This window comes from Paenibacillus sp. Marseille-Q9583, from assembly GCF_976954365.1.
Map to the genome: position 1 here is coordinate 1 of NZ_CDRJTB010000016.1, position 13,716 is coordinate 13,716.

At 47.4% G+C, this 13,716-nt stretch carries 13 protein-coding genes; 1 reads left to right on the forward strand and 12 read right to left on the reverse strand.

The window, feature by feature from the left end; genetic code table 11:
* Window positions 1-40 precede the first annotated feature (40 nt).
* The 6 genes from ACWNM1_RS10000 to ACWNM1_RS10025 form a co-directional block, all read right to left on the reverse strand.
* A complete protein-coding gene (locus ACWNM1_RS10000; protein WP_449600862.1) occupies window positions 41-874 on the reverse strand; it encodes a prohibitin family protein in 834 nt (277 codons plus the stop codon).
* Window positions 875-979: 105 nt separating this feature from the next.
* Window positions 980-1,753 (reverse strand): hypothetical protein, encoded by a 774-nt coding sequence (locus ACWNM1_RS10005; protein ID WP_449600863.1) that lies wholly within the window; start codon window positions 1,751-1,753, stop codon window positions 980-982.
* 172 nt (window positions 1,754-1,925) lie between these two features.
* Window positions 1,926-2,924 carry an LLM class flavin-dependent oxidoreductase gene (locus tag ACWNM1_RS10010; protein ID WP_449600864.1) on the reverse strand — a complete coding sequence of 333 codons (999 nt, stop codon included), beginning with the start codon at window positions 2,922-2,924 and terminating at the stop codon, window positions 1,926-1,928.
* A 21-nt stretch (window positions 2,925-2,945) separates the two neighbouring features.
* A complete protein-coding gene (locus ACWNM1_RS10015) occupies window positions 2,946-3,428 on the reverse strand; it encodes an Rrf2 family transcriptional regulator (RefSeq protein WP_234538811.1) in 483 nt (160 codons plus the stop codon).
* Between the two features lie 192 nt (window positions 3,429-3,620).
* Window positions 3,621-5,063, reverse strand: a complete 1,443-nt coding sequence (locus tag ACWNM1_RS10020) for a SulP family inorganic anion transporter (RefSeq protein ID WP_449600910.1) — start codon at window positions 5,061-5,063, stop codon at window positions 3,621-3,623.
* Window positions 5,064-5,256: 193 nt separating this feature from the next.
* Window positions 5,257-6,333, reverse strand: a complete 1,077-nt coding sequence (locus ACWNM1_RS10025) for a bifunctional 3-deoxy-7-phosphoheptulonate synthase/chorismate mutase (protein ID WP_449600865.1) — start codon at window positions 6,331-6,333, stop codon at window positions 5,257-5,259.
* Between the two features lie 680 nt (window positions 6,334-7,013).
* Here ACWNM1_RS10025 and ACWNM1_RS10030 point away from each other — a divergent pair.
* Window positions 7,014-7,559, forward strand: a complete 546-nt coding sequence (locus tag ACWNM1_RS10030; protein ID WP_341051621.1) for a glutathione peroxidase — start codon at window positions 7,014-7,016, stop codon at window positions 7,557-7,559.
* Window positions 7,560-7,764: 205 nt separating this feature from the next.
* Here the strand turns inward: ACWNM1_RS10030 and ACWNM1_RS10035 are convergent, their stop codons facing one another.
* The 6 genes from ACWNM1_RS10035 to ACWNM1_RS10060 are packed head-to-tail and all read right to left on the reverse strand — an operon-like array spanning window position 7,765 to window position 13,705.
* Window positions 7,765-8,106 carry a 4Fe-4S binding protein gene (locus ACWNM1_RS10035; RefSeq protein ID WP_076285502.1) on the reverse strand — a complete coding sequence of 114 codons (342 nt, stop codon included), beginning with the start codon at window positions 8,104-8,106 and terminating at the stop codon, window positions 7,765-7,767.
* Entirely contained in the window at window positions 8,103-9,713 is a 1,611-nt protein-coding gene (locus ACWNM1_RS10040; RefSeq protein ID WP_449600866.1) for an FAD-binding protein, read from the reverse strand. The genes ACWNM1_RS10035 and ACWNM1_RS10040 overlap by 4 nt, the downstream gene beginning before the upstream one ends.
* Before the next feature lie 39 nt (window positions 9,714-9,752).
* A complete protein-coding gene (locus tag ACWNM1_RS10045) occupies window positions 9,753-10,811 on the reverse strand; it encodes an ABC transporter substrate-binding protein (RefSeq protein ID WP_449600867.1) in 1,059 nt (352 codons plus the stop codon).
* A gap of 46 nt (window positions 10,812-10,857) precedes the next feature.
* Window positions 10,858-11,190 (reverse strand): 4Fe-4S binding protein, encoded by a 333-nt coding sequence (locus ACWNM1_RS10050; protein WP_449600868.1) that lies wholly within the window; start codon window positions 11,188-11,190, stop codon window positions 10,858-10,860.
* The gene (locus ACWNM1_RS10055) at window positions 11,187-12,794 is read right to left on the reverse strand and encodes an FAD-dependent oxidoreductase (protein ID WP_449600869.1); all 1,608 of its coding nucleotides are present in this window, start codon (window positions 12,792-12,794) and stop codon (window positions 11,187-11,189) included. The genes ACWNM1_RS10050 and ACWNM1_RS10055 overlap by 4 nt, the downstream gene beginning before the upstream one ends.
* Window positions 12,795-12,817: 23 nt before the next feature.
* A complete protein-coding gene (locus tag ACWNM1_RS10060; protein ID WP_449600870.1) occupies window positions 12,818-13,705 on the reverse strand; it encodes an ABC transporter permease in 888 nt (295 codons plus the stop codon).
* Window positions 13,706-13,716: the final 11 nt, after the last annotated feature.

Below are 13,716 nucleotides of genomic sequence, written 5' to 3' on the forward strand. Positions count from 1 at the left end.
GTTAGCAATTTGTGAAATAAATCAGAAATCTAATAATGAATTATTTAGTCAGGGATTGAACATCCACAAATGGAGTGGCTCCCCCTGTTACAGATGGCAGTACGCCGTTCCATTTTTCCAGCGCTTTCTCCTGAACCTCTATTTGCTTCAGCTGCACCAGCTCAGGTGTAACCTCTTGCTTCTTAAGTCTTAAAGATTCGGCTTCGGCTTGCGCCTGGGCGATCTTTTGCTTCGCTTCAATCTCAATCCGCCGGAGATCATTTTCGGCCTTCAGCGCCTGCTGCTGGGCGACCTGCTTCGCTTCAATCGACTGGTTAAACGCCTCAGAGAATTTAAAGTTAACGATGTTAATATCGTTGACGATCAGATCATATTTTGCCAGCCTAGCGGTTAAGTGCTCACTGATCTCACTCGACACTACATCACGACGTGTAATCAAATCCTCTGCTGGATATTTGGCTGTCACTTCTTTAACGATTTCTTGAATAGCCGGATTGATAATTACATTATCAAAATTACCTCCGATATTGTTCATCAGATTAAAGGCGGAAGCCTTATTTACGGAATAGTTCACCGCTACATGTGTGGATACGGGCTGAAGATCCTTTGAAGAGGCTGAAGTATCGGTCTCCGCTTTCGTTACCTGCGTATTGACTTGAATCACCGTCTGAATAAACGGAACTTTAAAATGAATACCAGGTGACAACGTATTGTCATTTAATTTACCAAAGGTTTTGTACAAACCTACATGCCCATATTCCACAGATACAAAAGAGTTCGCGCCAATCAACAATACAATGAGCACCGCTGCAACACCGCTAACTATTCTCCCCGGTCGCAGCTGTTTCAATTTCGGATTCATTTGCATATTCATCCAGTACCCCTCCTAGATTATGGATAATCATTTAAGCTTAATCGTCTATACGGAGGTTTGAGGGAATTGGTCGCAGGAAATATTTCAGCAGCAGTGGTCATGGCGTTACCGCTCTGGTATCAGTCCTTCTAGGGTCAATCGGAATCTTTTGCTCTGCTTGTCCCCGATATTAAAAGCTTCATATATTCCTTCATCCGTTAGCACCACGGAGTCCGCCTTCAAAGCATCATTAACGTAAGTTACCTCAGCGTGATCAACATTCCAGCGGTAAATGTAGGCACTCATCGGATTTCCATGCGCGGCTACACCCTCAATAGATCCATCCCCATCAACATCCAGCTCTTTGGAATGTCCAGTATCTATCTGCAGCAATCCCGAGGGGTTACCACTCTCGTCGATTAGATAATAGTTAGTGAGAGAATTATTTGCTCCTAGTCCACCGGTGATTTTCAGCACCTTTTCGCTAAAAATCCGCACCACTTCTACCTTGATATCCTCCGGCTGACGATAATTATAAGTTCCTATCGCCCCTAGACTGTATTGTCCTTTGGAAGTAGAAATTTTGGCATACACGTAGTCTTCGTCACTAGCCATCGTATACACACCCACTTTGACTCCTCCGAAATTATCCAGCTTCTTCTCTGTAATCAAAGTAGCGCCTGTAGGTGGAGCACTTAGTTGAGAGACTACGGGGATTGTATCCACCAGCTTCCACTCTAGCTTAATGAGATTTGCAGCGGTGTCTGTTGGCTTCGGTCTTGATGTGTGGTAGTCGTTAGCCGATTGAAGGGAGGATGTGTCAACCTGATGTTGGCAACCTGCCAGCAGATTCATTAGAAGCAAAGCTGTCAGCGTAACGGATTTATATAAAGGAAACATCTCTTATTCACTTCCTATCCTCTTTTTAAAATCAAATCTTTCATTAATCATAGATGAAGTTAGAATTTCAAATGTTACTTTTAGGGGGCAGGAGGGTTAATTTATTGTCTTTTGAGGGCATGCATTGGGCATACAAAAAACCCGCATCAAATGCGGGTTTGAGAGGAAAGAATCAAGAACCTAGCAGTTCACACGCCAGTAGTCGGTAAACCTCTAGACGTTTCTCCTGCGAATGCGGAATGCTGCATATCATCGCTTCCTGGAAACCATATTGAGCTTGTTCTTCTTGCAAGCGTACGGCGATGTCTTTAACCGCACCAACCAAATGAATCTTACGGCTTTCCTTGATTGACATCCGGTCAATTTCCGATAACGATATGTTCTGAGCTTCTTCTGGTGTCAGCACCTGAGTAATTCTGCCCTTGCTCATCATCAACCGAAAAATATCCTGCGGTAATGCCTCATACTCAGCTTCTTCCTTCGTTTCTGCTGTGGTCACCATATAGGATACACTAATCTCAGGTTTGTCCATGAAGATAGAAGGCTGGTAGTTATTCCGATATTGATCCAAGATCTCATTACTCATCGCACCATTAAAAAATTGCGCAAAGGAGTATCCGACTCCCATCTGTGCTGCTTTTCGCGCACTGTTGCCGCTCGAGCCTAACAACCACACTTCAGGGAGCGCCACCTTCGTTGGAGCGGCAAGATTTTTGGCATACAACTCATTTTCCGGAATCTGATCACTAAGCAGCTGCATAGTAATGCCAAGCTTATCATACATGTTATGCAGCATTAACTCGCGGCCTTCTGACAGAGCGTACATGGCACTTGTATCGCCACCAGGAGCTCGTCCCACACCGAAATCAATTCTCCCCGGGGAAAAAGAACTTAACGTTTTAAATACTTCCGCCAGCTTAAGTGGAGAATAATGCATCATCATAACACCGCCGGTGCCGATTCGAATACAGTTGGTCTTAGCGGCTAAACGGGCTGCCGTTACTTCCGGAGCTGAGCTAGCAAATGTATTTCCGCCATGGTGCTCTGCCATCCACATTCTGCTATATCCCAACTCATCTGCTAAAATAGCTAGTTCTTCTGCTTTATTCAGAGCACCTTCCGCTGTGTTACCACTTGTCACGGGTGCCTGATCCAATACGCTTAATCTCATGCGAATACATCCCTTCTTTGGTTAGATGACCATTTTATTGCTGATCCATTCCTCTAAGGCTGCTATTTTATCTTTAAAGCGTTCACCAAGCATTTCCTCCGACAACGAAGCAATAGTCTCCCGCTTTAATACAGCTTTCCAAGAGGATTCCGCTTCTTCCATCAGATTGGTTAACAGGCAGCAGCTATCTTCTTTCTCTAAATCCAACATGTCTACCAGAATACCATTGGATGAATACAGCGACTGCTGCCCTTCCACCGCAAGGTAAACGTCATATACACGAATATCTTCAGGTCTCTTCTTTAATTTAAAGCCACCTTTAATGCCGGGAACAGACGTGATGATGTCTGCGGTTACCAGCTTTCTTAACAGTTTCTGAAAATAGGTCGCCGATGCTCCGAGCTGCTGGCTAATCGCTTCTCCAGACAGCACCGCCTTGTCCGGCAGCATGTTAAGCAGAACCAGTGCATACACTGACTGTTCTACCCCTGTTTTCATATGCATGTACAGCACCTCGATCTACGTAAATTGCTTAATACAAACTGCAGACTATACCACCTGTGTATAAAGCGGATAAACATTATCCACTTTATACTTTATATCAGTTTACACCAAAAGTAAAACCCTGCTCGTCTTCTCTTACAGTTAATATCTGCTATAAAAAAAAAGATTGCGCATATAGCGCAATCTTTTTTTTCATATGGATAACCCCACTCGCTGAACCAGCTGTGAGCTCTGATCATTAAGTCCGGTAATGGTGACTTTTTTGCCACGCTCGGCGTATTTGCTCATCGTCTTCGCTATGGCATGAACTGCGGATTGGTCCCACACATGGGAGTGTGAAAAATCGATAATAATATGATCAGGATCGCTATCGTAGGCGAATTCATGAATGAAGTGGCTTGTCGTGCCGAAGAACAGCTGGCCGGTAACCGCATATGTTTTGGAAGAGGCAGCTTCCTGAACTGTTAGGCGGATCGAAGCTATTTTCCAAGCAAACGTTAAAGCACTTAGCAGAACCCCAAACAAAACGCCAATAGAAAGATTGTCTGTAGCCACCACGGTGACCACCGTCACAATCATAACCAGCGCATCGCTAAGCGGAACACGGGTTAGAGATTTAAGTGAGCCCCATTCAAAGGTGCTGATACAGACCATTATCATTACGCCAACGAGCGCGCCCATCGGAATCTGCTTCACCACATCGCCAAGTACGATAATTAGGAACAATAAAAAGATCCCTGATACAAACGTGGACAGACGCGTGCGTCCTCCTGACTTCATGTTAACCATTGACTGGCCAATCATCGCACAACCTGCCATCCCTCCGAAAAAACCAGTGACTACATTCGCCAGCCCCTGTCCCTTCGCCTCTCTGTTCTTATCACTACCTGTGCCCGTAATATCGTCTATTAAGGTGGCAGTCATCAGTGATTCCAATAACCCAACTACGGCCAGCGAGAGTGAATATGGCAAAATAATAATCAGAGTATCCAGCGTGAACGGGATCTGCGGTAAATGGAATAGTGGCAAAGTTGCTGTAATATTCCCCATATCCCCTACGGTTCTTACGTCCAGATGAAGAGCGATGCTAAGAATAGAAACGATAACAATCGCTACAAGCGCTGAGGGTACGGCTTTGGTAAACCGAGGAACCGTATAGATAATAAGCAATGTCAGAGCTACCAGTCCATACATCACCCAGCCTTGTCCCTTAAAATGGGTAAGCTGCGCCATGAAAATCAGTATCGCCAGCGCGTTGACAAACCCCGTCATGACCGGCTGTGGCAAAAAAGTGATGAATCGGCCCAGCTTTAGCATCCCCATCAATATCTGAAACACACCAGCCAGTACAGTTGCCGCGAACAGATACTCTATTCCATGCTCTAGTACGAGACCTCCGACTAATAGGGCCATAGCCCCTGTAGCCGCCGAGATCATTCCGGGTCTGCCTCCGGCAAGTGCGGTTACAATTGCAATACAGAAAGAGGCATATAAACCAACCATCGGACTTACTCCCGCCAAGATCGAAAAAGCGATCGCTTCAGGAATCAGTGCAACGGCTACGGTCATCCCCGATAAAATATCGGTTCGAGTGTTAGAAAACCACCCATTATTTAAGGTAAGCTGCTTCAAAATCTAATTTCCTCCTGTGACTCATAAGGTATATAGGCCTTTTTCAAAAAGACCCGGGGCCGGTGCAACGCTAATGTTCCTTATTGTACTCGACCCGCCTTCACCTTCACAAAAAGATTAGATAGACTTGTAAGCGCTTATTCAACTCATTTCCTAGCCAATCCTTGAAATATCATTCAAATTCTATATTTCTAGATTACCGGTATAGTCCGGAAGCTTTCACTTCATTAAAGAAGTTGTTGAACTCATCAATATTCAGCTGCTGCGCGGCATCGGACAACGCAGTTGCAGGATCAGGATGCACCTCGACCATAATACCATCGGCTCCGGCTGCGAGTGCAGCTTTTGCACAAGGGATAAGAATATCTTTGCGTCCTGTGGAGTGAGTAACATCAACCAATACTGGCAGATGGCATTCCTGCTTAAGAATAGGCACTGCTGAGATATCGAGCGTGTTGCGGGTCGCTTTTTCATACGTACGAATTCCGCGTTCAATCAACATGATTTGTGTATTACCACGAGACATGATGTATTCGGCTGCATGTATGAATTCATCGAGCGTAGCAGCCAATCCGCGTTTCAGCAGCACAGGCTTATTGACTTCTCCGACCGCTTTTAGCAGCTCGAAATTATGCATGTTCCGTGCACCGATCTGGATGATATCTACATAATCTAAGGATTCTTCAATATGTCTTGGATCTACAATTTCACTGATGGTCAGCAGACCATAATCATTTGCTGCTTCACGTAATATTCTTAGGCCGTCCATACCTAGACCTTGGAAATCATAAGGAGAAGTCCGCGGCTTGAAGGCACCTCCACGCATAACACGTACACCAGCTTTTTGCAGTGCTGCAGCTACGGTACGGGTCTGTAGTTCACTTTCCACAGAGCAAGGACCAGCTACCATCAGTGAAGAAGGACCGCCAACAGTAACATCTCCCGGCAGAACAATCACAGTGTCTTCTTTGTGACTCTTACGCGCTACTAGTAAAGTTTTTTTATGTTCATCGGATTGTAAGTCCAGAGATGCTGAAAAAATTTGTTTGAAGAGGCTGCGGATGGTTCCGTTAGTGAAAGGTCCTTTGTTGCTCGCTACGAGCTGATCCAGCATTTTCTTTTCACGTTCTGGATCGAATTTAGGCACACCTTGCTTTTCTTTAACTACTCCAATCTCCTGCACAATTTTAGCCCGCTCGGAGATCAGCTCCAGCAATTGCCCATTAATTTCATCCAGACGACCTCTAAGCATATCCAATTCCACGTTACTCATTACCCTTCCACTCCCTCTTGTTATTTATAATTTGAAACGCAAAAAGGCCCCCCGTCGCAAGGGACGAGGAGCCGTGGTACCACCCTTATTTAGAATTAATCTGAATACTAGCACAAAAGAATAGACAATCGGATTCCCTCGACTAAAGATTAACTCTATCTTAAACCCGGTAACGCGGGGCGCGGGCCTCCCTACTCATACCTGTCACGACCTGTGACAAACTACTTCAGGGGCCGACTCGGAAGTGAACTTCGGCATTAATCGTCTCATGAGGGTGCTCTCAGTCTCCGGCACGCCTTCCCTGTTAAGATCCGCTATAATGCTTACTCTCTTCGTCATAGTCTTATTTATGTCAGCGAGTCTTATGCGCTGGTTTCTGCTATCTTAATCAAAAAATGTTTCCGATGCAAGATAATAATGGAACGCTGAGTAGCTTTAACGCAATAAAATCATATGAGATACAATTATTCTTATAACAACTCGCTTGAATAGGCTTTGAAGTATGAAATAACCCATACCCATACTATTCTGCCACTGCTTTAAAGGTTCCAATCCCTCTCTATGTATGAAGTTGACAGCTATATTTTGATTGTTTACAATTAAATCATTGGAAATATTTCCTGTTCTTATTCACTGGCAGCTTTAGCGTTGACAATACATAACTGAAGGGATGTAGCAGCATGAGCATTTATCCATATACAGCACGCAGTATTCGAGGAAAAGAGATCGAACTAGAGGAATATAAAGGTAAAGTACTTTTGATTGTGAATACAGCAAGTAAGTGTGGGTTTACCCACCAATACTCCGACCTGCAAAAGCTCTATGAGCGATACGAAGATCGCGGCTTCCAAATTCTCGGTTTCCCTTCCAATCAGTTTGGGGAGCAGGAACCTGGCAGCAATGAAGAAGTGAATGTATTTTGCCAAATCAATTACGGCGTTACGTTCCCTCTCTTTGAGAAGGTTGAAGTAAAGGGCGAAAATAAACATCCCCTCTTCACTCACCTTACTGAGCAGGCTGGATTTGAAGGCTTCGACATGAACCATTCTTCAGGAAAGCTGCTTCAAAGCATGCTTGAGAGCAAAGATCCGGAAGCACTGAAAGATGACGAAATCAAATGGAACTTTACTAAATTTCTAATTGATCGCGAAGGCAATGTAATTACAAGATTCGAATCTACTGTTGATCCGCTGGATATTGAGCCAGCGATCGAAGCACTGCTATAGAATTTTTTAGATATATACCGAACTAATGATATCAACTTAAAGCACAGTAATCACTGCGGTGAATAATTGGACTTCCGGCCGCTGTTGTCCCCAAATTTCTTGATTGAAACCACTCTTCGCGGTGGAAATCCCGGGACAAAGACCTATATAGATTGAATTTCTATACAATAATAAGCCGCCCAGACTCCAACTCTGGGCGGCTTTTTCACGTACGATACTGCTCGGTAAACACTTCAAAATAAGGGGTGGTATCCCTTTCAGCCATTGAGCCATTAGCGCCCGGTCCCCAGCCGATCTCAGCCCGCCAGCTCCCTAGCAACCCTGTCTGGATTAGCGCCTCCTCATTTACACCGATCAGCTGATCTGCCTGCGGTGCTACATAAAGTGCATCTACAGGGCAATAAGCTTCACACATAAAACAAGTCTGGCAATCTTCCTGACGTGCAATAACCGGAATCTTCCCCTGCATTTCGAATACGTTTGTCGGACATACTTTCGTGCACAGTTTACAACCCACGCAGCGTTCCACGCTGATTAGTTCGATCATATCGCCTGCCCCTCCTTTAGTAGATTCAGTTCATGAGCATGGGGCACAGCCTCGGTACCGATGCTTATTTGCTCTATACCGGATACAATCAGCCGGTGGGTTTGACGCGGATCAAGCTCCGGATATTCCGCGAGCTTTTGCAGGCCGCGCGTCTCCTTCCGGGCCAGCGCGGCAGTGTACATCCATCTGCCGACCGCGAGCATAGCCGCGGCTTCGCGTGCTTGCACGATGCCCTGTACGGTGGCGGGAACGCGCCCGTTCAACAAGGGCATCAAGGCATTCAGCCGCTTCAAGGCTGAAGAAATGCCCGGTTCGCTGCGGAAATAATTAATCTGCAGCGGTAAGATTTCACGCTGGATCGCCGCGACTAGCGGCTTCACCTCCAGCGTTTCCGAGGTGTCGGTGCCAGCCGCCAAACCGTAGCGTCCCGCTGCGGTCAGGTTGCGGCTGTTCGCCTGTCCTCGGCAGGACAGCGCATGCTGCGCGGCTCCCTGGCCTGCCCAGCTTCCGCTGCATATGGCCCAGGAAGCGTTATAAGCCCCGCCGCCGGAGATGGCGCCGGTCACTTTCTCGCGAGATGCGGCATCTCCGGCCGCATAGAGTCCGGGCACGGTCGTCCGGCAGTCCGTGCCGCCCAAGCGCAGACCCCCAGTGCCGCGCATCGTGCCCTCATAGCGCAGGGTGAGCGGGAATTTCTGCTTAAACGCATCAATTCCCGCCCGCTCCAGCGGCATAAAGAAAATCGGATGCGCTTTTCGCAGAAAATCCTGTTTCTCCGCTGTATCTGCCAGATCGAGCGAAGCATAAACCGGCCCCTTGAGCATCATTTCAGGAATGCTGCCAAAAGTCCGATCTCCTTTATGCAGCGGATGACCGTCCGCGTCATAAAGCGTTGCCCAAGCTAGCATACGGCCACGTGTTACAGTTCCATCTGCAAAGCTCGGAGCGTATTGGCGGCTGAATTCCATGCCTGACAAATCGGCTCCCACCTCAGCGGACATCAACAGCCCTTCGCCTGTCAGTACGTTGCAGCCAAGACCTTTGCTGAGAAAAGCACAGCCTCCGGTTGCCATCACAACGGCATTTGCCTTCACTTCCCAAGACTCCCCTGTCAGACGGTTGATCCCACGCGCCCCGCCAACCCCATGTTCATCATGAAGAAGCTCTAGCGCTGGCGACTGATCAAGGATCGTGACCCCCGCTTTGCGGACAACTCTTCGCATAATCCGCATGTACTCTGGTCCATGCAAATGTGTACGCAGTGAGTTACCTTCATCATCCTTCGAAAAAGGATAACCCCACTGCTCGACTAGAGCCAGATTCTGCTCTACCTGATCCAGCACTCGGTGAACCCAAGCGTTCTCCGACAGATATCCACCAGATTTTAGTCTGGATTGAACCGCCTGCTCACGCAGCTCGGCAATTGGAGGGATAACGAGCAGCGTTGTACCGCCCGGAGCAGTGGCGCCGCTTGTGCCCAAGTAGCCCTTATCGGCCAGGACTACTTTTGCACCTTGCGATGCTGCACTCCATGCCGCCCAAGCTCCTGCGGGTCCTCCGCCAAGCACGAGCACATCCACTGTCATTTCCTTCTTAAGCTGCGACATATCTTTTCCTCCCAAGCATTTGCGCTTTCCAAGCAATTGTTATTTCAGCTGCCAATCGCTAATATTGAAGTCTTTTTTCGCTAATTTTTCTTCAACAAGGAAGTTCTTGGTACCCTCCAGTAGCTTGGTTCCTTCGTCAGTGAACGCGGTATCTTTGATATCACTGATTGGATTTACTTGCTTCGCCAGCTCTGGCGTTGTATCTCCGATTTCGGCCAGAAATTGATAATATTCATCCTCGTGTTGTTTCAAATCCGCCAAGGCTTTCTCACGGGCTTCGTTCCACGCCTTCGGAAAGTCAGGGAATTTCGCCAAATAGTCCTCGGACACGACAGTTGCACTAGTGCCGAGCAAGTTCGGATGCTTCGAGGCATCGTCTAAGTGAGTGTAACCTTGGTCAATTAACTTCAGCGCAGGTACACCCAAATTAGTCGTAGCATCTACATCTCCACGGGCCAAAGCTGCGGTAGCATCCGGAATGAGCATATGGACGAGTTTATAGTCAGTTACGCCTTCCTCCTGAAGTAATCCAACCACATAGCGGTGCATGAAAGAGCCTTTTTGAATGGCAATAGTCTTCCCTTGCAGATCCTTCACCGTCTTTGGTCCATCCTTCTTACCGATTAGATAACCGATAGTGTTGGCTGAGGATTGTGAAATCAGACGTGTCTTGGCGCCAGAAGCATAAGCAATAATAGCAGGTGTATCCCCAAGGCTGCCGATATCTAATCGACCACTAATTAAGGATTCTGTCTGATCAGGACCGTTTGGAAAGCCCGTAAGCTTCACTTCTGTAATGCCGTATTTCTTCAACTCTTCTTGAATGATCCCTTTATAAAAGCCCCAGCCCTCCGCACCACCTGGCACATTCAGCTTATTAGAGCCTATAAAAGCAAAGTTCAGTACCGCTGGAACGTTACTTCCGGCTTTGCCTCCAGATTTCTCTGTACTAGAGCCGCCGGATGCAGATACTCCATTTCCTCCAGCGTTATTTCCGCAAGCCTGAAGAACCAGCATAACCATCATAATCGTAGTTAAAAGTGCAAATCGTATCCTTTTTGAACGTTTCCCTTGAATCTCTCTGTACGCTGGTTTCATTTCTTTCTCCCCCTAGATTTATGTTATTTATCTTACTTAATCAAGGTCAGAACCCTGCCCTCGACGCCAATTTGTACATAAAGTCATGACTTGCTACCGGTTGTCTGCCTTTGCCCCAGCCTACCTTTTCACGATAACCACCAAGTAATCCCTGCTCCTCTAGCCCTGCCTCTGTCACCCCAATCACTTTCTCTGAATCTGGCGCAACGTAGAGAGCATCCACAGGACAATACAGCTCACACATAAAGCAAGTCTGGCAATCACTCTGCCGGGCAATAACAGGAATGCCATCCTCTACCCGTTCAAAGACATTGGTCGGGCAGACCGATATACATTGGTTGCACTCTACACATCTGGCAGCGCTGATCACCTCAATCACGATAGAACACCCTCCTTGGCCACGGCTTCTGTCTTCACCCATACCTGATCCAATCCACCGCTAATCAAGCGATGATGCTGTTCTTGATCCGTTCCCTTAAAATCTTCACGCTTATGCATGCCCCTCGACTCCTTACGGGCAAGCGCGGAATTGTACATCCAGCGGGCGGTTGCGGTCATGGCTTCTGCTTCACGCGCTTTAACCCCTTCAGTTGTACGTTGAATCTCTCGGTTACGCTGTATTTTCCACAATTCATCCAGACGACCTAATGAAGAGGTCAGCCCTTTATCCGTACGGAATAAATTAATGTCATACGGCTTCACTTCAGCCTGCACAGCAGATACAACCTCTGACGTATGAGCTGATACTCCTGGCTTCACTTCTTGATGAACCAGTGGGGAAGATGATAAGCCGACTGGATTACGGTACGCTACATTTGAGCCAAGGCTCTGCGCATAGACAGCAGCCCCTTCTCCTGCAAAACTGCCGGATGACATAGCCCAAGCCGCATTATGGCTGCCACCACCAGTAAATCCCCCGCAAATTAGCTCACGAGTAGCTGCATCTCCTGCCGCATAAAGTCCGGGAACACCTGTGCCACAGCTTTCGTCTGTGATATGAATACCACCCGTCCCACGAACCGTTCCTTCGAGACGAAGCGTAACCGGAAAAGCATCCTTGAAAGGATCGATCCCTTGTCGATCAAAGGGTAGAAAAAAGTTCGTCTGCGCCACCCGCAGAAGAGGTCTTAAATCTTCTGGTGCTCCATCCAGTTTGGCGTATACCTGATTGCCTGCTAGCAGATTCCGAGCGATAACTGAACGCCCTTTCTTGGAACCCGCCCCTTCCACAATGCTTCCATCCTCATAATAAAAGCTGGCATAGTTGTAATATGCTGTCTTGGTTACAGAGGAGAACGTTGGGCAGATAGCATAGGCATTGGAGAATTCCATGCCGGACAAGTTCGCCCCAGCCTCAGCTGCAAATAAATAGCCATCTCCGGTCAACACGTTACAGCCGAGAGCCTTACTTAGAAAAGCACACCCACCAGTTGCAATGACAACCGCTCCTGCCTGAACAGTCCAGGTGTCGCCACTCTGCGTATGGACTCCAGCCGCTCCAGCCACGCCATGCTCATCCGCTAGGAGCTCCATGGCTGGACTATGATCTAGAATTTTAACGCCCGCCTTTTTCACCAGCTTACGCATTAATTTCATATATTCCGGTCCCTGAAGACTCTTACGATACTGGTTACCCTGCTCATCTACAGGGAAGGGATATCCTGAAACGCCAAGTTTGTTCATATTGTCATAGGTACGGTCTAGCACTCGGTCCATCCAGCGGGATTCAGCCAACTGACCGCCCAATGTATAACGACTTGCTTTGGCCTCCTCCCGGAGCTTCTCATCCGGCTTCACATACCAGACTCCTGTTCCTGAGGGGGCCGTTGCACCGCTCGAACCGCAGTAACCTTTATCTGCGAGGACAACTTTCGCACCCTTCGCTGTGGCCGTAAGGGCTGCCCATGTTCCTGCCGGTCCTCCACCTATAACAAGCACATCCGCCACCAAATTCAACGATCCTTTTTGTATCGATCCACTCATAGCTCAAGACCTCCTCAAATGATTTACCCTTCGTAACTATCACGCCAGAACAGGCACTTGCGTTCAATGATTCGGAACAAAGAATCGATTAGCTTGCCGACAATAGCAAAGATAATAATGCCTACAAACACAACCTCTGTATTAGAGTTCTGCTTCGCCTCATTGATCAGGAATCCAATGCCGGATTGTGATCCAATGAGTTCAGCCACAACAAGACCGATCCATGCTACAGCCAATGATAGCCGCAATCCTAACAAAATCCCGGGTAATGCTGCCGGCAATATCAGCCTGCGCAGCCTCTGGTAAGAGCTAAAGCCTAACACCCGGGACACCTCAAACAGCTTATTGTCCACATTGCGGATGCCCATAAACGTATTAATATAGAGTGGAAAGAATGACCCTGTCAGAATGATCACTACTTTGGACATCTCCCCAAAGCCGAACCACAAAATAATCAGCGGTGCTATAGCTAGATTAGGAACAAGCCTAAGGACCTGTACACTAGGATCGAGCACATATTCCACACTGCGAAACAAGCCAGTCAGTACTCCGAATAAAAGGCCTAGAACGCCTCCGATAAGAAATCCAAGTCCCGCCCTTCCCATACTGACACCTAGGTGATGAGTTAATTCTCCAGTCAACAATAGGCCTATAAAAGCTCTGGCGATCGACAATGGAGTCGGCAGAAACTGCGCGGAGATCAGACCGGTGCTTCCTGCCAGCTGCCAAAGTACTATTGTCACCACCGGAATGATAGCGCCCGTTCCCCAATCTGACAGTAGAGATTTCCATGCTATAGGTACCGCGGATTTCTCCAATGTCTTAGTCGATAAAGGGGCAATATCACTGCTATCTTGCGATTCTCTTGCTCTTGTAGTGTTATTCAAAATAGCTTCTGCTCCATCGCTCATGGCTCATCCCC